Source organism: Nonomuraea polychroma (genome assembly GCF_004011505.1).
GTDB classification, from domain to species: Bacteria; Actinomycetota; Actinomycetes; order Streptosporangiales; family Streptosporangiaceae; genus Nonomuraea; species Nonomuraea polychroma.
Genome location: NZ_SAUN01000001.1, coordinates 2,805,636 through 2,825,381 on the forward strand (window position 1 = coordinate 2,805,636; position 19,746 = coordinate 2,825,381).

Below are 19,746 nucleotides of genomic sequence, written 5' to 3' on the forward strand. Positions count from 1 at the left end.
ACTCACGGAGGTGTCAGACCGATGGCGTTGCCCCATCAGGAGAGCCAAGGCCGTCTTCTCGCCGATGGCGACTCCTCTGCCCGGGACGGCCGAGGAGAGCAGCGCCGACGAAAGCCATGTGCGGGCGATGTCTCAGCGCGCGGTCGCGGGGCCGAGCCCGACCCTGTCCGTATCCCTGCCGACGCCTCTGCCCAGGGGTGGTGCCGTACATCGGGAAGCTGCGGTCCAGGCCGGTGAGGCGCAGCACCCTGGCCAGGTGCGGACGGGGGGCGGATGGAGGGTGGTCATGAGGTGCTCCGATCGGGGGCATCAGTGGATGCTGGCCTCGCGGGGATAGGGCTCCGCGATGAGGTCGAATGAGGTCGGTGACCGTGCTGCACTGGTGGCCGGCGGCACCACACCGGGGGCATTCCCCGGGGCAGGTGGACTCATGAGTGGAGCTGGGTCAGGCGTAGGTCAGCCGGGGCACGCCGATGCCTGCAGGTGGAGACCGGGCGTTTGGTGCCAGCCGGTGAGCTCGAGCAGGCGTCGCATGTGTGGGGGAGCCGAGCGCAACGTCAGAACATGGTCGCCGCCGTCGTCGTGGAGCGCGGCGGCGGCGCCGACGAGGGCGCGCAGGCAGCCGGTGTCGATGAATGTCAGGCCGCTCAGATCGACGCAGAAGCCGGCACCGTCGCTCGTCATTGAGGCCAGCGCCCGCCTCAGGGCGGGCAGGGTGGAGTGGTCGAGCTCGCCCTCGATCCGCAGGCCCGCACGCTCGGCGAGCGGGGTGATGCGCAGGAGCCGGTCGGCGGCGGTGTTCGGGGTGAGCGCGATCACGAGTCGTTCGATCAGGGCGGCGATCACGAGTGCGGAGGTGCTGGCGGCGCGCGTGGTGTTCATGCCGGGCTCCTACGAGGGGAGTACGGGAGACAAGAGGGCCGCGGGTTGAGGCGGCATGAACACGTTGCGAGGGTGCCAGCGTGAGCGGTGTCGTGCGTGCAGTGATCTGAATCATCCAGCAGGCTCGCCGGAGCGGAAATTACCGATTTGAGCCAGGCTTATCACCACCGGCGATCACCGACCAGCCACTGGCGGGGTGCGGGCGGCCGAACCTTGCCCTGAGCAATGCCGATCTCCCTGGTCCCGCGCCGCCACGCCTCACCGTGAACCGCGGCCCGCAGACCGGACAAGCCTCTGATGCGCACCGAGTCCTGCCGGGCACCTTCTCCGCACACAACACGCGACAGGGGTTCACCCAGGTTCAGAAAGGGATGCCCTTCGTCGCGCTCCGATGGACGATTCCTCGCCCTGGGGGGTCAGGCCGTGGCATCTGCCCGGCGATGCAGGCGCAGGTGTAGCCGGGCGCTGCCCGCATCGCCTTCGAGTCTGACCTCGTCACACAGGCGCCGGATCAGCCGCAGGCCGGCACCGTGACCGACGGCGAGGTCGAGTTCTAGGTTCAGATCGGCTCGCTCAGGGTACCGGCGGCGTCGACCACCTCCAGGCCCACCCCTACGTCGTCGCTCCACGCGATCACGGCATTGGGTGGCTATGGCGAGCGCTTTGTGAGCGGCGGCGGGTGCGGTGTCGGGTGGGATGACGAGCAGGTTGAGGTGCTCGATACCTGGGATGATCACGTTGACCACGTGGGGATCGATGGTGCGGAACCAGCCCACTTTGACGGGACGCCTTCTCAGGGCCGGTCATGGGAAGGTGCGCGGCGTCGTGCGGCCAGGCGTGCCGGGGTCGGCCAGCGTACGTCGTGGGCCCAGCCGTGCCTTTCCAGCAGCCGGATCAGCCGGGCGGAGATGTCGATCTGGCCGGGCAGTACGCCGTGGCGGGCGCAGGTGGGGTCGGCGTGGTGGCCGTTGTGCCAGCTCTCGCCGAACGACAGGATCGCCGGCGGCCAGAAGTTTGCGGCCTGCTCCCCGGAGCGGGTTTTCAGCGGCCGCTCGCCGAAGACGTGGCAGATGGAGTTGATCGACCAGGTGATGTGGTGCAGCATCGCGATCCGTATCAGGGTGCCCCAGAAGAACGCGGTCAGCGCGCCGTGCCAGGTGCCGGTGGCCAGCAGGCCGATGGTGGGGGAGCAGCAGCGATGCCGCGACCAGCGGCCCGAACAGCCGGTCCACCCTGCGGATGTCGGTGTCGGCGAGCAGGTCCTTGGCGAAGGGCCGCCGGTTGGTGAGGTCACGCTCGAACATCCAGCCGATGTGTGCGAAGAGCAGCCCCTTGGCCAGGCCGCGGACGCTGTGCCCGTAGCGCCAGGGCGAGTGCGGGTCGCCGTCGCGGTCGGCGAAGCCGTGGTGGCGCCGGTGGTCGGCCACCCACTGGATGACCGGGCCCTGAATGGCCAGGGATCCGGCCACGGCCAGGCCGATCCGCGGCCACCGGCCTGCCTTGAACGCGCCGTGGGTGAGGTAGCGGTGGAAGCCCACCGTGATGCCGAGCCCGGTCAGGACGTAGGCGCCGGCGGCGATCGCCACGTCAGCCCAGCTCAGCCCCCACCCCCAGGCCACCGGCACGGCGGCGGCCAGCGCCGCGAACGGCACCAGTACGAACACCCACAACGCGACTATCGCCGCGACCGGGTTACGCCCGTCGTGATCGGCGCCGTGCCGACCCGTTCCCGATCGACAACGCTTGTACTAGTCGAAGCCATGCCAGATTCCCCTCATCGCACGCGGAGGTCCTTTCGCCCCCTTGAACCCGTCCGCCCGCCCACGCGCACAGCGGCTACACTCCGCCGGCGTTGGTTTGGGACTGCCGGGGCGATTTGGTGGCGAAAGCGTTCTGATGCGTGGGGAGTGCTCCCCGGTCAGCGCTTCTGGCGGCGGCGCCGACTGGCCAGGCGACGGAGCTGGGTGATGCGGGCGGTGCCGAGCACCAGGGTGAGCAGGATCCCGCTGATCATGGCGATCAGCATCGCGACCGCGAGCGGCAGCGTGCCGTGCAGGCCGAGGAAGGACACCTGCACGGGGGTGGTGTTCTGCAGCATGAACACGATGAAGGCGACGGACACGAGCGCGGCGGCCCACACGCCCGCCCAGGCCACGCTAGTGCGGGTGACGGGCACCGGCCTGGAGTTCTCGGCGCTTGAGCCCGGGTCCGCGGGGCGCCCGGCCGACGCCGGTGAGCTCTCGCCTTGGGGCATATCGGCTTCAGCCGTCTCAGCAGATGGCCCGGATCTGGTACGGAAGCGGTGCAGGATGTCCATGACAACCCTTTCGGTGAGCCGGCCTGGCAGGCACCTCAAAAGCGGCGGGATGTCGTCGTTTCCGGATACCTCGACTCTACGTCACTGACCCGGCACGCCAAGCGGGCGGTCACCAGAGCGGCCGACCAGGCGGTCAGCGCCGCCAGATCCTTCTTCGGGCCTGCCGTCATGCCGGTCCCGCGCGTAGGAGCCGCACACGCCCCCGATGCTCAGGGAAGTCCGCCGCGCCCAGTCGCTTGATCCACTCGGTATGCCCGTCAACGGCTCGCCCCCGCGACCTCGACCGGCGTCTGCCACACGAAGGCCCCAACCCGATTTCTCCGGACGCCGCCGCCCTTCGCGCTCGGTGTCGGTGTTAATCCCCGGCTGCCGGAGGACGCTACAACGCCGACAGCTCCTTTGCATGAAGGCTGGCATAAAAAATTGCCTGCGCCATGACGCGAGAATCTTCTCGCACGCCACAGCACAGGTTGAGCTTTTCGCGACGTTCAGCTGGTGATCAGCTCTTGTCGCGAATCACATCGTAGTTGGAGAACTCGATCGGGCCCTCGCACAGTTTGGCCATGTGCGCGTTGAACCGGTCGGTTTCCGGTAGCTTGCTGTTACGCTGGGCCTCCTCGTAGGAGGAGAATTCCACGACGGCCACGTAGTGATCGGGGCGATCGCGGTGCTTCGCCACGACCTCGCGTCTTACATAGCGCGTTCCCTCGGTCTGCGTCCGCCACTCGTTCATGAGCGACTCGACTTCCCCGGCGCGTTTGGTGTCGAATTCCAGAATCTGTACGAAGCTCATAAGAGCCTCCCCTTTTCCTTGACTTGCATTCCTTATTCAATACCCATCCGAAATAAATAGCAAGGAAATTTCGCACAAATTAGCGAATTCCACTCTCGGCATAAGATGGTGGGAGGTTTGCGCCGGTGAAATCTCCGGCGGATTTTGCGGGCCGGCGGGCCTCAAAGTCGCGATCCGGCAGGTCAAGACGATCCAGTGGCCTCTCTGAAAGATCTCCCCGGCCCTGCCTGAGCCTGGGACGAAGGTCGCCGACACGTGTGCATCGGCCGAGGGCTTCGCGCGGGCCTCGGTTCAGGCCCGGAAGACTGCCGGCGATCATCAACGGTCGGCCGGTCCTCGGCGCGAAGGTGGGCCGGCATCCGGAGGAAGACGGCTACGCGGCCAGGGGGATGTGCCAACCAGTCAAAAGGCGAGCATGATCAGGGAGTACGTGGCGAAGAGCAGCAGTGTCGTGCCGGCCGCCGCACCGGGAGAGGCGCTTTCCACGTCGTCAGAGGCCGGTTCCATGGCCCGCCCACTCGTGCCGAAACCTGCTCAGCGCGGGAGTAGAGGGTCGTCATGAGTTGCTCCGATCAGGCGCTCGTCTTGATCCGGGCGCGTCGCGGTGGCGAGGAGGTCGGTGAGAGCGCTTCGGAGGTACTGGCCGATGCCGTACGCGTATGCCATGCCAGGCTCGCCGGTACGCGCGTTCACCCATCGCAGGATGGGGCACGTGATTCATGAGCTGAGCCAGGGTGGGCCCGGCAGAGTCTGGTGCCCGCAGCCGAAGACCGGCCGTCTGGTGCCAGCCGGTGAGTTCGAGCAGGCGTCGCACGTGTGGGGAGGGTGAGCCTAACGTCAGAACGTGGCCGCCGCGCTGACGGCGGCGGCGGTGACCAGGGTGCGGAGCCCTCCGACATCGCAGAACGCCGGGCCGCTGAGATCGACGCAGAAGCTGTCGCGGCCCGTCATCGAGGCCCACCGGCCCCGGTGAGTGCGGGCAGGGTGGCACGGTCGAGCTCACCCTCGATCCGCAGGCCCGCGAGATCGCCGGGGCGATCAGACGGTTCTGACGCCTGCACCCCTCGTGCCGTGTCGTGGGAAGGGGCCGCTCTCCTGTTGACCACAGCCGTCACCTGGCGCAGAGCCCCGGCCTGTGGTGGGTACGACGGGATCGGACAACTCTCGAATCTCAAGGACGGCACGGTGAATGGTGATGAATGATCGACCTCCGCGGCGGCCGGATCCGAACGATGACATGGATCAGGCCCTGGTCGACGTCTTGAAGGCGATCGGCACAGCCTCGCGCGCACTCGCCTTTCAGAACGCGACCAGCATGGCCTGCCGCGGTGACCGGCAGCGGCTCGCCGTCTGTCTTGAGGCGATGACGCCTGGTCAGCTAGTTGAGGTGGCTGCCGCCGCCCGGATGCTCAGCGCCGAGGCCGACCACGCGCTCGCCAGGAGGGAGCCGTAACGGGTGTGCGGTCCGCACCGAAACGCGTGATCAGATGCCGAGCGCGTTGGCAGCGGCGGCGGGTGTGTTACCGGTGGGATGACGAGCAAGTTGAAGTGCTCGACACCCGGGATGATCAGGTTGATCGGCACTCACTGCGAGAGCCCCGTGGGAGTCCGTGACAGGGAACTCCGTTCGATCGCTTGGTGGAGTTCTGTCGAGGTGCGGGATCGAGCTGGCTGCGTGTCAGATACGGCGCGTCGGCAACGTGCCGGCTGGCTCGCTATCGCCGCAGGTGATGAGACTTGCTGGGATTGCGTGTTTCCGCGGGCTCGCTGAGCACCTTGACTGGTGGGTGACCAGTCGGCGCAGCTTGCGTCGCTGTCACGGTGAGGGGGTCGTGATGACCCTGGACGCACAAAGAACGAGCGCGACCGCGCGCGCCGGTCTGAATGGTCAGGCGCCGCGTTGCGATCACGTCGATCTGCTCCCGGCCATGGAGCCCGGGTTACCCGAATGTAAGGAATGTCTGGCCCTCGGCCAGACCTGGACGCGGTTGCTGGTGTGCCTGACCTGCGGGTGGGTGGCCTGCAGCGACGATTCGCGGCGGCCATGCCAAGGCTCATCTACCAGGAAACCGGCCCCCCGGTGGTCGCCGCCCTGGACCCGGGCTCGACCTGGCGCTGGTGTTACGTGCACCGGCGGACCGTATAGACAAGACAGAAGAGACATCATGACCATTTTCGAACGGCCGGTGAAAGATCGGCTGGGCTATGACGGCGCATCCCCATTTCCCGGGGCAAAGGAGCACCCTCCGGCCGGCAGAGCCCAGATCGGGCTGGCGGCGGCGATCGTGATCCTGCCGTTCTTCGCGCTCGGTGTCGCGATCGTCCTGGGGTGGGGGCAGGGAGTGGCGTTCACCGATCTGCTGCTGGCTGCGGGCTTGTATGTGGTGACCGGGCTCGGGGTGACGGTCGGGTTCCATCGGCTGCTCACTCATGGCTCCTTCGCCGCGCGGCCATGGTTGCGCGTGGCGTTGGCGGTCGCTGGTTCGATGGGGTTTCAGGGGAACGTGATCGACTGGGTGGCGGTGCATCGCCGTCATCACGCCTTCACTGATCGGCCGGGGGATCCGCACTCTCCCTACCGGTACGGCACCGGCCTGCGCGGGCAGCTTCGGGGGCTTGCCCGTGCGCACCTGGGCTGGTTGTTCATCGACGACCAGACCTCGGCCGAGCGCTATGCCCCGGACCTGCTGGCCGATCCGGCCATGGTCCGGGTGGCCCGCGCTTTTCCCGCGTTGTGTGCGCTGTCGCTGGCGTTGCCGTTCCTGGCCGGGTGGGCGATCACCGGCACTCTGTACGGCGGGTTGACCGCGTTCCTGTGGGCCGGGTTGATCCGCGTCGCGCTGCTGCAGCACGTCACCTGGAGCGTCAATTCCCTGTGCCACGTGATCGGCAGCAGGCCGTTCAAGACCCGCCGCCACGACCGCTCCACTAACGTGTGGCCGCTGGCCTTGCTGTCGTTCGGCGAGAGTTGGCACAACGGCCATCACAGCGAGCCCAGCTGCGCCCGTCACGCCCTCGAGTGGGGCCAAGTCGACCCGTCCGCCGCCGTGATCCGCCTGTTCGAGCGGCTGGGCTGGGCCAGCGACGTGCACTGGCCCGACGCCGACCGCATCCAGCGCCGCCGCGCCGCTCCGCCATCACAAGCCCGCGCCCCGGCCGGAGACTGAGCGACGCCACCAGACCCAGTGATGAGCCCGTCTGATGCCCGAGCTCAGAACGCTGCGTGCACACGAAACCCTGGTGATCGGTTCTGGAGATGGATCCTTTCCAGATCGCCTGTTTCGGCAGGGCACGTGCGGGTGTTGGCTCAAGGTGAACGAGTTCGACTGTCGGCACCGGAACCACGCGGCGGCCGGCCCCCTGCTTCGACCGGTCCGGAAAACCGATCCCATGCAGCCATCGATGCACCGCCAAAGGAGTTCGGCCATGGGCATCATCGCTTGGATCATCCTCGGACTGGTCGCCGGGGCGGTGGCCGGACTGCTGGTCCCCGGCAAGGATCCGCAAGGTTTGATCATCACTTTCGTGCTCGGTATCGCCGGGGCGCTGCTGGGCGGCCTCGTGGCCACCCAGATCTTGCACCTCTCCGGCATCCAGGTGGTCTTCCACCTGTCCACCTGGCTCTGCGCCATCGTCGGCGCGGCAGTCCTGCTGGGCGGCCACCACCTGATCAGCGGTCGGCGTCCGGACCGCCGGGCCGGTCGCCGATGACCTCGCCCAGCACCCCCGGGCTTCACGGTCCTGCCGGGGCGAAGGTGCTGCGTGATGCCCATAGGCGGCCCCCTCACGGTGATCGCCTTCGGCGCCATCCTCACCTTCGCCCTGGCGGACGGCTCGGTGGGCGGCCTGGACCTGCGCGTCGCGGGTGTCATCCTGATACTCGGCGGCGCTCTCGGGCTCGCACGCCTCCCGGCAACCGCCGGCCCTGACCAGCGCCGGACGGCTGCCAGGCGGGACGGCTGAACGGCTGCGACCGTCACACCGTTCCTCACGCAAGGCTGGGCGCGCCGCTGTCGCCCGTACGCGGGAGCTGACATCCCTCGGCCCGCCGGCGAAAGGTCGGCCCGAGCCAACCCGCTGCTCTCACCCTCCAGCCTTCGGCAGGCGGTGAGGGCAGAAGCAACTCCTGGAGGCAGACATGCCCACGATGACCACAATCGTCGCCATCGCTGTGGTGGCGATCCTGGTCGCGGCAATCGGCTTCGTCATGGTGCAGCAGCGCTGGGAAGGCATTCGCCGGTACATCGGCCGCCGAAAACAAGCCGCCCCGAATGAGGGGAACCATCGCGGCGGCGCCGAGCAGGTACCGCCTACCCGGCCAGGGCGGGGAGCCACCTTCGACATCAAGCCGCTCACCTCTGAGTCACATCAGGCCTGCACCGAACGCTGGACAGCGATCCAGAAGCAGTTCGCCATCGCGCCGGGCCTCGCGGTACGTGCGGCCGATCGGCTGGTCACCGCCGCCATGGCCGAGTGCGGATATCCCGCCGAAGACTTCGAGCGGTGGCAACCAGAATTGCCGGCGGCTCACGGGCACAAGCTGCACCGCTACCGGCAGGCTCACGAGATCAGTGGGGGCGTCGCCCACGGCAGCGCTTCCACCGAGGACCTGCGGCAGGCCATGGTGCACTACCACGTCCTGTTCCAGGAGCTGCTCGACAACACTGGCGAACATCACCCTCAGCTCGCCGACCACACCCGCGACGACCAGCCGACATCCCAGGGAGACTCCCGAAACGGCTCAAGACAAGGTGACGCTGCATGAACATGCACAACGACGACGAACGCCTCGACGAAACCGCCGACCTGCCGCCGCTCCCGCCTGAGTCCGTGCTGAGGCGCGGCAACGAGGGCAAGAGCAGGCTGCCACCACCGTCCGACAAGCTCGTTTTCGGCCTTGCGGTCCAGCCCGACGCACCGCCGGTGCTGTCCGAGCCGCTGCTCAACAGCGATCCTGCCGACTGATTCACCCCGATGGCCGCCGGCTCGGGTATCACATCTCCGGCCAGGGCGAGCAGGACGCCTCATGGCCGTACCACCGCGCCGGACGTCCTCGATCACCTTCTCCGCGCTGAGGGCGACGGCATCGCCCGGACCCGGGTTGGAGGACATCACGATCTCGTACGATGAACGGTCCACGGCGTGGACGATGCGCAGCCGGGTTTCCGCCCGCCCGGCGTCGTCGGCCGCCCACTCGACGGCCGACGTCGCAGCGGCCGAACCTTCGGCGCCCACGAAATGACACGATTCATGGCTCCTCCAGATTTGCACCATCTATTTGCTCATCGCTCGAAGCGGGAATGTGCCCGCCCCTCGGCGGGCACATTGGACGTTTGCCGTCGATGTCGTTGATGGTGGCCGCGGTCAGCGCTTGAACATGCCTTTGATCTTTCCACTGCGCTGCCCCAGATTATTTCCGGGTCGGCTGGCCGCGCCTTTCGACTCCAGGTGCTGGTTTCCGGTGGCGCGGCCGAAGTAGAGCATGATCCAACCCTGGACAGCCCGCGTCTTGGACTTGATCTTTCTTGTCAGACTCACAGCGTTTCCCTTCAGCGGCTCTCGGGTGTCCGTCCCGGAGAGTCGTGGATCCGCCGTCACCAGGGCACCATGCCCGGCCGGCGTTTACGGCCGCAACGCGGCCTGGCTCAAGGGTGCTCTTCCGGACCGAGAACAGGAAACAAGCAGCCGCCGACCTGGTTATCACCGCAATCGATAACAGCACCGATTTCGCCGGTGGCAACGTAATGCATCTTCTTGTCTCGCGAAACGAGGTACAATAAAAATACCGAGGACATTTCGTGCGTTGGCATTCAGGTTAGCGTCGCCCGCGGCGATAGACCGCTTTCGGCCCTTGGTGAGGGCCTGACAGGCCAGGCAATGATGATGACAACACTCCTCTTCCCGTCCACACCGTCAAACCCTGTCACCGCTGCCGTCCCCACGGCGCATACCGTGCCCAGGCTCAGCCTGAACCCCCTCATTGACCGGAGAGGCACCGTCGACGGGGCGTGGTGGCCCCGCACCCGTGACGCCGCCGCCGAACTGCCCACCCTCATCTCCGCCGTCGACCAGCGGCTCGGCGGAGCCGTCCTGCGTGTGGGCCTGTATCGGGACGCGTGGGATCACATCCCGCGCCGCATCCCGGCCCGCGGGCGCCACGTCAGAGTGGGCTGGTTCCGCAGCGCGGACCCGCACCTCATCACCCTGAGCATCGCGGGAACCGCGCCCATCACTCTGCTGGTCATTCCTCCCGGCACCGCGTACGATCCGGCCACGGCGGCCCTCACGCTCGCCGCCGCGGGCACGGTCGGCATCCGTCCTGCTGACATCCTCCACCCCGCGGCTCCGGACGAGGGCATACCCGGCCGCGACGGCTCAACCGTATGGGAGAACGAGGGCGGCCGCGTCACCGATCTCGTGCCCGCACGGCCCACGGCCACCTGATCCCGCGCCGTGCTGCTGTTCCCGGCGGTCACCGACTTCCGATGAAGACGGACACGGCCCGATCGCTCGGCGCTGATCCGGGACGCCCGTCGCCGGGCGCGCTCCTCCGCCCGGAGCGCGCGGCCGACGGTGGGCAGGCGGACGTGTTCGTCGCTCGCGGTCGGCTGGCCGACCGAACATCGGATCGGCTGTGCGTCCCAGCTCCTGTCCGGCACTGACCTCGCATCTGATGCCCTCGATGGGCAGCTCGAGTCGGATCAAGCTCCTGGAGGCGCATCTCGACGGTGTCGGGCTGAGTGCGATCTGTGCCATACCTTGTGTTCCTAGGCTGAAAGTGCTTCTCCGATGTCTCGGAGGCAACAGCCGCAATCAGAGAGCGACACAACATGAGTAGTGCTCGCAAAACCGAAGATCATGCCATAGGCGGCCCCTTCCAGCCGAACGGGGCCGGCGAGTGGCCCAATCACGCGGCCAACGCGCAGTGGCTCAAGGACAACCCGGTCGCCATGCCGCAGGTGGGCGCCGGCCGGTGGGCCGTGTACGACCGTGACGGCCATCTGCGCGGCCATCTCGTCGGCGACGGCCCGACCCGCGACACCCGCTTCAAGGCGATCAGCGCGACAAACGAGTGGTCGCCTCCTGGCCAGACGCCGGGCTATGGCATCACCCTGCACGATGCCGGGGCCCACCTCCTCGACACCAGCGTGGGTGGTAGGCAGCTCGATGAGGGAGTAGGTGACTGAGCGCCACAAAGGCAGCGATTTCCCGGCGATGGGGTAGACGCGGCTTCGGCGGTGGGAGGGGCCTGGCTGTGGCTCACTTGTCTCCCAGAGTCAACTCGCGAGAATCGGGTCGCTCCTGCGGCAAGGCATCGTGCCTGGTCGGACAGGGTAGGGCGTCTTGGCTCGAATCTGGCAGTCAGCGATCAAAATCGACAGCTCCAGCTTGAGATCCTCACGAAGAACCTGACATTGTTCGATCCTCTCGACCACCGCCTCCTCCGAAGAGGGTGCTTCATCGCCGAGCACGCCGGATGGGCTCGTGAAGAGAGTGATCATGGGTCACGATAGCCAGTATGAGCAACGATGATGACGCGGGTGCCGAGCTAGAGGAGTGGAGCGAGTTCATCGGCCGGATTCGTTACGACGGTCCACGTTCTGGTGATCCCGGCGACGAGCGGTTGGCCGATGAAGCGGTGTCCGACGAGTTCTCCAGTTGGGGACGACTCGATGGCTCTGCCGAGATGAACAACCTGATCTGTCGTGCCTTGGAGATCGGCTACCTGCGAGCCCTGCAGGACGTGCGTGAGCAACGCATCGCCGGGCTGGGGCCCACAGACTGACATCGGTACGAAAGGCGCGGCTCACCTCCGCGCACCGTTCCGCCCTAGACTCTTCCCGCCCCGGCACCAGCCCGTCCCTGGATCAGCGAACACGTCGTGCTGTGGGGTGCGGCGATTTCGGTCGTCAGAGGGTGACCTGTGGGTTCACGGCTCGAGCACATCGTCCGGTCTCAGGCATCCTGCTGGCGGTGCGGCCTCTGCGCTCCACCTGATCCTATGGGCGTGTCGATCAGTTCCTGGCCTTCGACATCACGAGGTTGTGCTGCGTCGTCAAGTGAACTGGCGAGATGGCCGTTGTCGGGATCGCGTCGTGCTGGCTGCCCTGTCTCGGTTGCTTCCTCGAGCGTCGGCGATGCCGGGTCGCAGGTCCTCGCGAGTGCTCGCATGCCGCTTGACCTGTAAGGATGAGGTTTTTGGCAAGCGCAAGGTTGGCGAATCCGCCGGTGCGTGTCTCCGGCGGGCGGTCGCGGCAAGTGTTGATCTGCAGCGCCTTGGCGAGTTGGACTTCCAAGAGGATGATCCGGCAGACGGCTTCCACAAGTGTGCCCTGATCTGCAAGTTCCCAGGCCCGGGCATCTAGACGCGGCTACCGGCCGAGGTTGGAACCCGGAGGCTATGGCCCTTCGTGCATCGGCTCGATCTGGGTCAGTAGCGGTGTGGTCCGACGTGCCCCTCGAACAGCAGGCACGGCGCCGGCTCGTCGCCGTAGGGGGAGCGCGGGTCGGGGTCGGGGTCGGCGCGTTCGGCCGGGCACGGTGGCAGCGTGACGAGTTCGCGGGCGCGGATGTCCCAGCGGATCCAGATGAACCGGTCGGGGCCGGGCAGCAGCTGGACGTGCGCCGCGTGGGCGCCCGGGTGGCCGGGCTGCAGCTCGCAGCCGTAGACGGCCTTGCGCTCGTGCCGGCCGCCCTCGGCCAGCGGAGCCCACTCGGCGTCGGTGAGCACGTTGTAGTGCGGGCAGTCCTGCTCACCGGTGTGCCGTTGCATCCCGGTGGCGAGCGCGCCCGCCAGCCCCGCCGCGGTGAAAACCTGATGGACGGCATTGTGGACCAGCTCGACGTCGTCGTCGCTCAGCTCCACCGCACCGAGTTGGTCGGCCAGCAGCCGCACGTGGGTGGCGAAGTGCCGACAGGCGTCGACAAGCGCGGTCACCGGAGCCACCGCGTCATGCGGTGGGTCGGTCGGCGCGTCTTGGTGCGTCACAACTGATACGCTACGCCGCCCTCGAGCCATACGCACGGCGGGGCAATGCCGCCGAGCGTGTCGATGCCACACGGCACAGGGTTGCCGGTGGCAGCCAACGGGTGAGGGTTGTAACCAATCTTCAGGAGCCGGGTTTCCACGTTGGTGCGGGCTAGTTGCTTGCGCTCTGGTCAGGGCGCATTCGGGGCTGAATGCGACGAGCAGGCGGCCGGCCTCTTGGCGCCGATCGGCGCCCAATGCTCGTCCCCGCCCTTGAGCGTGATGCGCAGGCGGTGGCCTTGCAGATCTACATCGTCAAGGTGCAAGCCCGTGAGCCCTGAGACGCGCACACCGTTGTCGAACAGCACGCGGATGATCGCCGAGTCGCGACGTGACGCGAAGTCCGAGCCCTTGCACACCTCCAGCAGCCGGCCGACTTCCTCGAGGTTGACGTACTTGCGGATCTTCTTTGGCAGCTTCGGTCGATCCTGCCTGAGCACGAGGGAGACCGTGGTGCGCTCCTGCTCATCAATGATCCAGTTGAACCACACGCCGAGGTAGGCGTGCGCGGCCAGTGCCGTCGGCAGGCCGCGCTTCTGTTGCTCGTGCACGAGGAAGGCGCGGACCTGCTCGGCGGCGACGCGTTCGCATCGTCCGGCTCGCCTTCAGCCTCGAGGAACACGACGAATCGGTTTGCTGTGCGCAGGTACATGGTGGTCGTGTTCCGGCTCTTGTACGCGGAGCGCAGCGCGAGTTCCCGGCCGATGAGCGCGGGGGCAGCGGGATGCAGGCCGGGATGGTGGGCTTGCGCCGGCGGGTGACCTCCGGTGGGCTTGCCCGGGGTGTGAACGGGACGACGTTGTTACGGTCATGGCTGCGCCTCCTCGGGTGAGGGGGATGGACCGCACATCGCTTACGCGGCGGGAGGTCGATTATGCGGCACATCACCCGCAGGCACGCCGCGCAGAGGGATTCTGGGCGGCTGCATGCCGTGCGAGCAGCGCCGATAAGGCGGCCGTGAACCGTTTCACAGTCCTCCGATGACCGGCTTAACCAGGTCTTACGCGTAGCCTGCGACTCTAGGGTCATCGGGACTTAGGGAGATGACAGATGGACGCGAACGAGCCTCGCGAGCAGGGTGCCGGGTGGAGCCAGTTCGGCGCCACACCGCCGGCCGCCGGGGGCTTCCCTCGGCGGGACACGATCATCATGGAGCAGCCGCCCCCGCCGCCGCCCGCGCCTCCGAAGAGGCCGGGCTTGGGGCGCAAGGCGGTCGCCGGGCTGGCGCTGGCGGTCACCGCCATCGGCGGCGGCGTCGTGGGGGCCGTCGTCGCCAATGCCTTCCAGCCCGACCCGGTCGCCGTCACGACCACCAATACCAACACCGGCACGCCGAGCCCGGTCTTCAAGAACACCTCCGCCGAGCTCACCGTCGCCGAGGTGGCGGCGAAGGTGCAGCCGAGCGTCGTGATGATCCAGGGCCAGACCGGTGAGGGGTCCGGCGTGGTGCTGTCGGAGGACGGGCTCATCCTGACCAACAACCACGTGGTCGAGGGCGCCGGCCGGGGCGGCGGGCAGATGACCGTCAAGTTCAGCGACGGCAAGACGGCCAAGGCGAGCGTGGTGGGCACCGACCCGGCCACCGACCTGGCCGTCATCCGGGCGGAAGGCGTCTCCGGGCTGACCAAGGCCACGCTCGGCAACAGCGACCTGCTGAAGGTCGGCGATGACGTGCTGGCCATCGGAAGCCCGCTCGGCCTCGACGGATCCGTCACCAAGGGCATCGTCAGCGCGCTCGACCGCACGCTCACCGTCGGCGGCGACCAGAACCAGCAGGTCCCGCCCGGCTGGCCGCAGCAGCAACAGAGCGGCAGCGAGCCCACCACGATCGGCGGCGCCATCCAGACCGACGCCTCCATCAACCCCGGCAACTCCGGCGGCGCGCTGGTGAACGCGGCCGGCGAGCTGGTCGGCATCAACACCGCGATCGCCTCGGAGGCCGCGGGCGGCGGCGTCGGCTTCGCCATCCCCGTCAACACCGCCAAACAGGTTTCCGATCAGCTCATCAGCACCGGCAAGGTGAGCCACGCCTTCCTCGGCGTGAGCGTCACCGACGCGACCGGCGACGTGCCGGGCGCCCTCATCAGGCAGGTCACCGCAGGCAGCCCTGCGGACAAGGCCGGCCTGCGGCAGGGCGATCTGATCACCAGGATCGGCGACAAGGCGGTTGACGGGGGAGATAATGTAGTTGGGCAGGTCAGAGGTTTCAAACCTGGCCAACAGGTCAAGATCACTTATGTGCGGGACGGTCAGACCAACGAAGTCACCGTCACGCTCCAAGAGAAGAAATAACCCAGGACCCCCACATTGACGGGTGTGCCGTCGAGATCGCTGCGGACTCGGCGGCACACCCCCCTTGATCAGGTGAAACGCCGGCCCTCGTCACGGCGGTAGGCCCACGCGGCGGCCGCCGCCGCGATCACGGTCCACACGGCCAGCATCACCAGCGCCACTGTGTTCGGGCCGGTGCCGAACGTGGCCCACCAGATCAGCTCCGCCGCGCCCCTGGAGGGCACGTACGGCGAGACGACCTGGACGAACTCCGGAAAGACCTGCGGCGGCAGCAGCAGTCCGCCGAGGATGCCCAGCGGGAAGAACACCAGCTGCGACACCCCGATCGCGGCCTTGGACGACAGCGTGAGACCGAGGAACAGGCCGAGCAGCAGGAACGGGACGAGGCCGACCACCAGCGCGCCCAGGCCGAGCACCAACCTGGCCGGCGTGATCGTCGCCTGGGTGAACAACGCGCTCACCACCACCACGGGGATCACCGAAACCAGCATGACGGCCAGCGTCGACAGGATCCGCCCGGCGAAGCGCGGGAACGGGCCCGCGGGCAGTGTGCGCAGGTAGGGGTTCCACGGCTGCTCGCGGTCCTGCGAGACCGAGATGCTGAGCCCGAGCAGGGCGGCCGACATCGCGGCGAAGATCGTGAGTGAGCCCGTCGCCGCCGTCGCGGCCCTCGGATCCTGGCCCGCGAACGGCACCACGAAGGCCAGCATCGCGATGGCCGGGAACAGGGAGCCGGCCAGCAGGCCGATGGGCACCCTGATCTGCTCGATCAGGAGATAGCGGGTGTGCGCGACGACCAGGCTAGACATGTGCGCTCTCCTTCGAGGTGATGGCGAGGAAGGCCTCCTCCAGGGTGGTCGGCCTGATCTCCAGGCCGGAGAACGGCGCGCCGCTGCGCACCAGCTCGACGACCAGCCGGTCCGGGTCGGTGGTGACCAGGCTGATCCGGCCGTCCACCCGTTCGGAGCCGAGCACGCCGGGCAGCTCGGGCAGGTGCTCGGCGACGAGGGAGACCCGCCGCACGCCCACCATGTCACGTACGGCCCGCACCGTGTCGTCGGCGAGCACGCGGCCGTGGCCGACGACCACGACCCGCTCGGCCAGGGCCTCGATCTCCTCCAGGTAGTGGCTGGTGAGCAGGACCGTGCCGCCGTCGTCGTGGAAGGCCTTGACGCCGTCCCACAGCGCCCGCCTGGCCTCGACGTCCAGCCCCGTGGTCGGCTCGTCGAGGAACACCAGCCGCGGCCGCCCGGTGAACGCCAGCGCCACGGCCAGCCGCCGCCGCTGCCCGCCCGACAGGCCGCCCACCTGCCGCTTGATCAGGTCGCCCAGCCCGAAACGGGCCAGCAGCTCTCCCTTGTCCGTCTTCTCCGGGAAATGTGCTGACACGAAGTCGACGATCTCGCCGACGCGTAAATACTCGGGCAGCCCGGTCTCCTGCGGTGTCACGCCGATGCCGCGGCGAACGGCGGCGTCCAGCGGCGAGCCGCCGAGCAGCTCGACCGTGCCCGACGTGGGCCGGCGCAGCCCCACGAACAGGTTGATCAGGGTGGACTTGCCCGCGCCGTTGGGGCCGAGCAGCCCGACCAGCTCGCCGGCCCTGATGTCGAGCGAGACGCGGTCGAGCGCCAGCACGTCGCCGTAGCGGCGGGTGACGTCGATCGCTCTGGCGAGGATCGTCATATGGTTCCCCCAGCGTTGTCCAGCAAGGCGCGGATCGCCTTGGTGTAGTCCTCGAAAGCCAGCCGCCCCCGTTTGGTCAGCGCCACGTACGTGACCGGGGTGCGGCCTTTGTGCGTCTTGGTGATGCGGACGTACTGCGCCTCTTCGAGCTTGCTCAGGTGGACCGACAGGTTGCCGGCCGTCATGCCCAGCAGGTCCTTGAGCGAGCCGAAGGCCATCTCGTCCCCTTCGCCGAGGACGTTGAGCGCGGCGACCACCCGGAGCCTGGCCTGGGCGTGGATGACCGGGTCGAGCTCGGGCAGCGACTGCTCCGCCGTCATGTGCGGTGCCTCAGCCACAGGCCCGCGACGATGAACCCGCCGCCCAGCAGCACCGCCGTCAGCAGCGCGTGCCAGCCGGCGCCGAGCAGCACGCCCACCCCGTTGACGGCGGCCACCCAGACGCCGACGAAGAACATGTGCCAGTTCAGCCAGATGGCGCCGCCCGCCATGTACAGCAGCGCCACGATCGTCAGCATCGCGCCGGCCCAGAGCAGGCCGATCTCCTGGGCCGGCAGCAGGGGGCCCAGCCTGATGGCGATGAGGGAGACCAGCGATATCCCGGCGAACCAGGTATAGCCATACATCGCCCCTTGGGCGCGGGTTCTGCCGCGGACCTGCCTGTTCATCCGCGCGATCCCGTAGGCGGCCACAGCCCCGGCCACGACCTGCGCGATCATCAGCACGGACTGCGCCTGAGGCTGCGAGATCGGCGCGTACGGCCGCCCGTCCAGCCCGTAGTGCAGGAAGTACGCGGTGAAGCCGAGCAGCCAGGCGACGCCCCAGGGGAAGTAGAGCACGAGCGGGTCGATGTAGATGTGCCGCTCGGCGGCGGCCTGCTGCTCCTTGATGACGCGGAGCGTCTCCTCCGGGCTGGGCGCCCGCTCATCGTCCAACATCGCAAACCTCTCGATTCCTTAAACTGGTTTGCATCTTAAACCTGTTGGCGATCTCAACTCAATGCCCATCTTCAGGACGGGGCTTACCTCCTGGTCAGGATCTCGGACTCCCACAGGTCGCGGTAGTAGCCGGGCACGGCGACGAGCTCGTCGTGGCGGCCGCGCTGGATCACACGGCCCTCCTCCAGCACCACGATCTCGTCGACGGTCTCCAGGCCCTTGAGCCGGTGCGTCACGAGCAGCGTGGTGCGGTCTCTGGTCACGTCCAGCAGGTCGTTCATCAGCCGGTCGGCGGTCTCCTCGTCGAGCGCCTCGGCGGGCTCGTCGAGCAGCAGCACCGGCGGGTCGTACAGCAGGGCCCTGGCCAGGGCGAGCCGCTGCAGCTGCCCGCCGGAGACCGTCCTGCCGTCCTCGCCCAGCTCGGTGTCCCAGCCGGTCCGCTCGACCCAGGTGTCGAGCCTGGCGTCCCGTACGGCGCCCCGCAGCGTCTCGTCGTCGGCCTCGGGGCCGGCCAGGCGCAGGTTGTCGCGGAGGGTGGCGCGGAAGATGTACGGGTCCTGGGTGAGGCCCGTCATCAACGCGCGCACGTCGTCGCCGGCCAGGTCCCGTACGTCCACGCCGTTGACCCTGACGTGCCCGGACTCCGGCTCGACCAGCCGCATCAGCACGGCCAGCAGCGTGCTCTTGCCCGCCCCGCTCGGTCCCACGATCGCCACCCGCTTGCCCGGGGTGAGCCGCAACGACACCCCGTCCAACGCCGGCGTGGCGTCGTCCGTGGGGGTGAGGCGGCCGTCGTGCATTGGCGGCGTGGCGTCGTCCTGGTCGGTGGGGCGGGGGGCGTGGCGTACCACGAGGTCGTCGATCTCGATGGTCAGCGGGCCCTCGGGAGCGGGCGCGGGGGCGTCGGGGTCGGTGACGGCCGGAGCCGCCGAGCGGACCTCGCGCAGCCGCCGCAGCGCCGCCGTGATGCCCGCCATCCGCTCGCCCGCCGCCGCCAGCGGCAGCACCGGCTCGAAGGACACCAGCGCCGTCAGCGCGAGCACGGCCGTGCCGACCGAGCCGACGCCTGCCCCTTGAGCGAGCAGGACGACGGCCGCGACCGTCAGCCCTTGCACCAGCGTGCCCCCGGCCAGGGCAGCGGCCTGCACGCGTGCCTGGCGGCGCTCCAGCGCGGCCAGCACCTCGCCGGCCGCCTCCGCCTTGTCCAGTGCCGCGTCGTCGGCGCCGTACGCGGCCAGGTCGGCCGAGCCGTGCACCAGGTCGGCCACCCGGCCCGCCAGCGCCGCCTTCGCCGGGGCGATCCTGGCCGACCAGCGGCGGGCGGCGGCGGCCGTACCCGCGGGCAGCAGCACCCCGGCCAGCGCCAGCCCGGCCACCAGCACCAGCGCCGCCGCCGGCAGGATCGTCAGCCCGATGATCACCGCGGCCAGCCCGGCGATGGCCGCGGCGGCCGCGGGCAGCAGGCAGCGGACGAGCAGGTCCTGTACGGCCTCGGTGTCGTCGACCATGCGGCTGAGCAGGTCCGCGCCGCCGTGGCGGGGCTGCTGGGGCGGGATCAGGGCCCGGTAGAGGTCCTCACGGGTGCCGGCCTGGGCGCGGAGTGCCACGTCGTGGCCGGTGAGGCGTTCGACGTAGCGGAAGACGCCCTTGCTCGTGGCGAACGCCCTGGTCGCCACGATCGCCACGCTCAACGCGGCCAGGGGCGGCTGCTGGGCGGCCCTGGTGATCAGCCAGGCCGCGGCGGCGATGAGACCCAGCCCGGCCAGGTCCGCCGCCGCTCCGGCCAGCACCGCCCACACCAGCCGCTTCCCCAT

21 protein-coding genes and 2 pseudogenes are annotated in these 19,746 nt (G+C 68.6%); 10 read left to right on the forward strand and 13 right to left on the reverse strand.

What is annotated here, in order from left to right; all coding sequences use genetic code 11:
• Positions 1 to 456: 456 nt before the first annotated feature.
• From EDD27_RS12400 to EDD27_RS12420, 5 genes and pseudogenes are all read right to left on the reverse strand, one after another.
• On the reverse strand, positions 457 to 882 hold the full coding sequence (locus EDD27_RS12400) for an STAS domain-containing protein (RefSeq protein WP_127932555.1): 426 nt from the start codon (positions 880 to 882) through the stop codon (positions 457 to 459).
• A gap of 416 nt (positions 883 to 1,298) precedes the next feature.
• Positions 1,299 to 1,679 carry a DUF5994 family protein gene (locus tag EDD27_RS12405; protein WP_277750829.1) on the reverse strand — a complete coding sequence of 127 codons (381 nt, stop codon included), beginning with the start codon at positions 1,677 to 1,679 and terminating at the stop codon, positions 1,299 to 1,301.
• A pseudogene (locus EDD27_RS12410) lies at positions 1,676 to 2,561 on the reverse strand (acyl-CoA desaturase). Before EDD27_RS12410 ends, EDD27_RS12405 begins: the two are co-directional and overlap by 4 nt.
• Before the next feature lie 239 nt (positions 2,562 to 2,800).
• A complete protein-coding gene (locus EDD27_RS54115; protein ID WP_164903588.1) occupies positions 2,801 to 3,037 on the reverse strand; it encodes a LapA family protein in 237 nt (78 codons plus the stop codon).
• A gap of 661 nt (positions 3,038 to 3,698) precedes the next feature.
• On the reverse strand, positions 3,699 to 3,992 hold the full coding sequence (locus EDD27_RS12420; RefSeq protein ID WP_127932558.1) for a hypothetical protein: 294 nt from the start codon (positions 3,990 to 3,992) through the stop codon (positions 3,699 to 3,701).
• Positions 3,993 to 5,181: 1,189 nt separating this feature from the next.
• Here EDD27_RS12420 and EDD27_RS12425 point away from each other — a divergent pair.
• The 6 genes from EDD27_RS12425 (at position 5,182) to EDD27_RS56445 (ending at position 8,957) form a co-directional block, all read left to right on the forward strand.
• Complete coding sequence (locus tag EDD27_RS12425) at positions 5,182 to 5,445, forward strand: hypothetical protein (RefSeq protein ID WP_127932559.1); 264 nt, start codon at positions 5,182 to 5,184, stop codon at positions 5,443 to 5,445.
• 712 nt (positions 5,446 to 6,157) lie between these two features.
• Positions 6,158 to 7,159: an acyl-CoA desaturase gene (locus tag EDD27_RS12430; RefSeq protein WP_127932560.1), complete on the forward strand. Its 1,002-nt coding sequence runs from the start codon at positions 6,158 to 6,160 to the stop codon at positions 7,157 to 7,159.
• Positions 7,160 to 7,418: 259 nt separating this feature from the next.
• Positions 7,419 to 7,703 (forward strand): GlsB/YeaQ/YmgE family stress response membrane protein, encoded by a 285-nt coding sequence (locus EDD27_RS12435; RefSeq protein WP_127932561.1) that lies wholly within the window; start codon positions 7,419 to 7,421, stop codon positions 7,701 to 7,703.
• A 54-nt stretch (positions 7,704 to 7,757) separates the two neighbouring features.
• Positions 7,758 to 7,955 carry a hypothetical protein gene (locus EDD27_RS12440; RefSeq protein ID WP_127932562.1) on the forward strand — a complete coding sequence of 66 codons (198 nt, stop codon included), beginning with the start codon at positions 7,758 to 7,760 and terminating at the stop codon, positions 7,953 to 7,955.
• 175 nt (positions 7,956 to 8,130) lie between these two features.
• Positions 8,131 to 8,757: a hypothetical protein gene (locus EDD27_RS12445; RefSeq protein ID WP_127932563.1), complete on the forward strand. Its 627-nt coding sequence runs from the start codon at positions 8,131 to 8,133 to the stop codon at positions 8,755 to 8,757.
• A complete protein-coding gene (locus EDD27_RS56445; protein ID WP_241564955.1) occupies positions 8,754 to 8,957 on the forward strand; it encodes a hypothetical protein in 204 nt (67 codons plus the stop codon). The genes EDD27_RS12445 and EDD27_RS56445 overlap by 4 nt, the downstream gene beginning before the upstream one ends.
• A 141-nt stretch (positions 8,958 to 9,098) precedes the next feature.
• Here EDD27_RS56445 and EDD27_RS56450 read toward each other — a convergent pair.
• Positions 9,099 to 9,266 (reverse strand): annotated as a pseudogene (locus tag EDD27_RS56450) (universal stress protein); the annotation flags it as partial.
• Between the two features lie 678 nt (positions 9,267 to 9,944).
• Between EDD27_RS56450 and EDD27_RS12455 the strand changes: the two are divergent.
• From EDD27_RS12455 to EDD27_RS12465, 3 genes are all read left to right on the forward strand, one after another.
• A complete protein-coding gene (locus EDD27_RS12455) occupies positions 9,945 to 10,436 on the forward strand; it encodes a DUF5994 family protein (protein WP_127932565.1) in 492 nt (163 codons plus the stop codon).
• A gap of 386 nt (positions 10,437 to 10,822) precedes the next feature.
• On the forward strand, positions 10,823 to 11,179 hold the full coding sequence (locus tag EDD27_RS12460) for a hypothetical protein (RefSeq protein WP_127932566.1): 357 nt from the start codon (positions 10,823 to 10,825) through the stop codon (positions 11,177 to 11,179).
• Positions 11,180 to 11,511: 332 nt separating this feature from the next.
• Entirely contained in the window at positions 11,512 to 11,778 is a 267-nt protein-coding gene (locus EDD27_RS12465; RefSeq protein WP_127932567.1) for a hypothetical protein, read from the forward strand.
• 645 nt (positions 11,779 to 12,423) lie between these two features.
• Here the strand turns inward: EDD27_RS12465 and EDD27_RS12475 are convergent.
• Both EDD27_RS12475 and EDD27_RS12480 read right to left on the reverse strand, forming a co-directional pair.
• Positions 12,424 to 12,981 carry a hypothetical protein gene (locus EDD27_RS12475; RefSeq protein ID WP_127932568.1) on the reverse strand — a complete coding sequence of 186 codons (558 nt, stop codon included), beginning with the start codon at positions 12,979 to 12,981 and terminating at the stop codon, positions 12,424 to 12,426.
• Positions 12,982 to 13,151: 170 nt separating this feature from the next.
• A complete protein-coding gene (locus tag EDD27_RS12480; protein WP_127932569.1) occupies positions 13,152 to 13,571 on the reverse strand; it encodes a tyrosine-type recombinase/integrase in 420 nt (139 codons plus the stop codon).
• Positions 13,572 to 14,070: 499 nt separating this feature from the next.
• Between EDD27_RS12480 and EDD27_RS12485 the strand changes: the two genes are divergently transcribed.
• Positions 14,071 to 15,312 carry a S1C family serine protease gene (locus EDD27_RS12485; protein WP_127932570.1) on the forward strand — a complete coding sequence of 414 codons (1,242 nt, stop codon included), beginning with the start codon at positions 14,071 to 14,073 and terminating at the stop codon, positions 15,310 to 15,312.
• Between the two features lie 68 nt (positions 15,313 to 15,380).
• Here EDD27_RS12485 and EDD27_RS12490 read toward each other — a convergent pair whose 3' ends face one another.
• The 5 genes from EDD27_RS12490 to cydC form a co-directional block, all read right to left on the reverse strand.
• Positions 15,381 to 16,121 carry an ABC transporter permease gene (locus EDD27_RS12490; RefSeq protein ID WP_127932571.1) on the reverse strand — a complete coding sequence of 247 codons (741 nt, stop codon included), beginning with the start codon at positions 16,119 to 16,121 and terminating at the stop codon, positions 15,381 to 15,383.
• Positions 16,114 to 16,995, reverse strand: a complete 882-nt coding sequence (locus tag EDD27_RS12495; RefSeq protein ID WP_127932572.1) for an ABC transporter ATP-binding protein — start codon at positions 16,993 to 16,995, stop codon at positions 16,114 to 16,116. Before EDD27_RS12495 ends, EDD27_RS12490 begins: the two co-directional genes overlap by 8 nt.
• Positions 16,992 to 17,315, reverse strand: a complete 324-nt coding sequence (locus EDD27_RS12500; RefSeq protein WP_127932573.1) for a transcriptional regulator — start codon at positions 17,313 to 17,315, stop codon at positions 16,992 to 16,994. Before EDD27_RS12500 ends, EDD27_RS12495 begins: the two co-directional genes overlap by 4 nt.
• Positions 17,312 to 17,932, reverse strand: a complete 621-nt coding sequence (locus EDD27_RS12505) for a hypothetical protein (RefSeq protein ID WP_127932574.1) — start codon at positions 17,930 to 17,932, stop codon at positions 17,312 to 17,314. Before EDD27_RS12505 ends, EDD27_RS12500 begins: the two co-directional genes overlap by 4 nt.
• Before the next feature lie 83 nt (positions 17,933 to 18,015).
• Positions 18,016 to 19,746 carry a thiol reductant ABC exporter subunit CydC gene (gene cydC, locus EDD27_RS12510; protein ID WP_127932575.1) on the reverse strand — a complete coding sequence of 577 codons (1,731 nt, stop codon included), beginning with the start codon at positions 19,744 to 19,746 and terminating at the stop codon, positions 18,016 to 18,018.

Excerpts from the sequence above, each read along its gene's own strand:
- EDD27_RS12505 (WP_127932574.1), bottom strand. The coding sequence starts at position 17,932 with ATGTTGGACGATGAGCGGGCGCCCAGCCCGGAGGAGACGCTCCGCGTC.
- EDD27_RS12445 (WP_127932563.1), top strand. The coding sequence starts at position 8,131 with ATGCCCACGATGACCACAATCGTCGCCATCGCTGTGGTGGCGATCCTG.
- EDD27_RS12440 (WP_127932562.1), top strand. The coding sequence starts at position 7,758 with ATGCCCATAGGCGGCCCCCTCACGGTGATCGCCTTCGGCGCCATCCTC.
- EDD27_RS12495 (WP_127932572.1), bottom strand. The coding sequence starts at position 16,995 with ATGACGATCCTCGCCAGAGCGATCGACGTCACCCGCCGCTACGGCGAC.
- EDD27_RS12500 (WP_127932573.1), bottom strand. The coding sequence starts at position 17,315 with ATGACGGCGGAGCAGTCGCTGCCCGAGCTCGACCCGGTCATCCACGCC.
- EDD27_RS12465 (WP_127932567.1), top strand. The coding sequence starts at position 11,512 with ATGAGCAACGATGATGACGCGGGTGCCGAGCTAGAGGAGTGGAGCGAG.
- EDD27_RS12460 (WP_127932566.1), top strand. The coding sequence starts at position 10,823 with ATGAGTAGTGCTCGCAAAACCGAAGATCATGCCATAGGCGGCCCCTTC.
- EDD27_RS12400 (WP_127932555.1), bottom strand. The coding sequence starts at position 882 with ATGAACACCACGCGCGCCGCCAGCACCTCCGCACTCGTGATCGCCGCC.
- EDD27_RS12425 (WP_127932559.1), top strand. The coding sequence starts at position 5,182 with ATGGTGATGAATGATCGACCTCCGCGGCGGCCGGATCCGAACGATGAC.
- EDD27_RS12435 (WP_127932561.1), top strand. The coding sequence starts at position 7,419 with ATGGGCATCATCGCTTGGATCATCCTCGGACTGGTCGCCGGGGCGGTG.
- EDD27_RS12430 (WP_127932560.1), top strand. The coding sequence starts at position 6,158 with ATGACCATTTTCGAACGGCCGGTGAAAGATCGGCTGGGCTATGACGGC.
- EDD27_RS12490 (WP_127932571.1), bottom strand. The coding sequence starts at position 16,121 with ATGTCTAGCCTGGTCGTCGCGCACACCCGCTATCTCCTGATCGAGCAG.
- EDD27_RS12485 (WP_127932570.1), top strand. The coding sequence starts at position 14,071 with ATGGACGCGAACGAGCCTCGCGAGCAGGGTGCCGGGTGGAGCCAGTTC.
- EDD27_RS56445 (WP_241564955.1), top strand. The coding sequence starts at position 8,754 with ATGAACATGCACAACGACGACGAACGCCTCGACGAAACCGCCGACCTG.
- EDD27_RS12420 (WP_127932558.1), bottom strand. The coding sequence starts at position 3,992 with ATGAGCTTCGTACAGATTCTGGAATTCGACACCAAACGCGCCGGGGAA.
- cydC (WP_127932575.1), bottom strand. The coding sequence starts at position 19,746 with ATGGGGAAGCGGCTGGTGTGGGCGGTGCTGGCCGGAGCGGCGGCGGAC.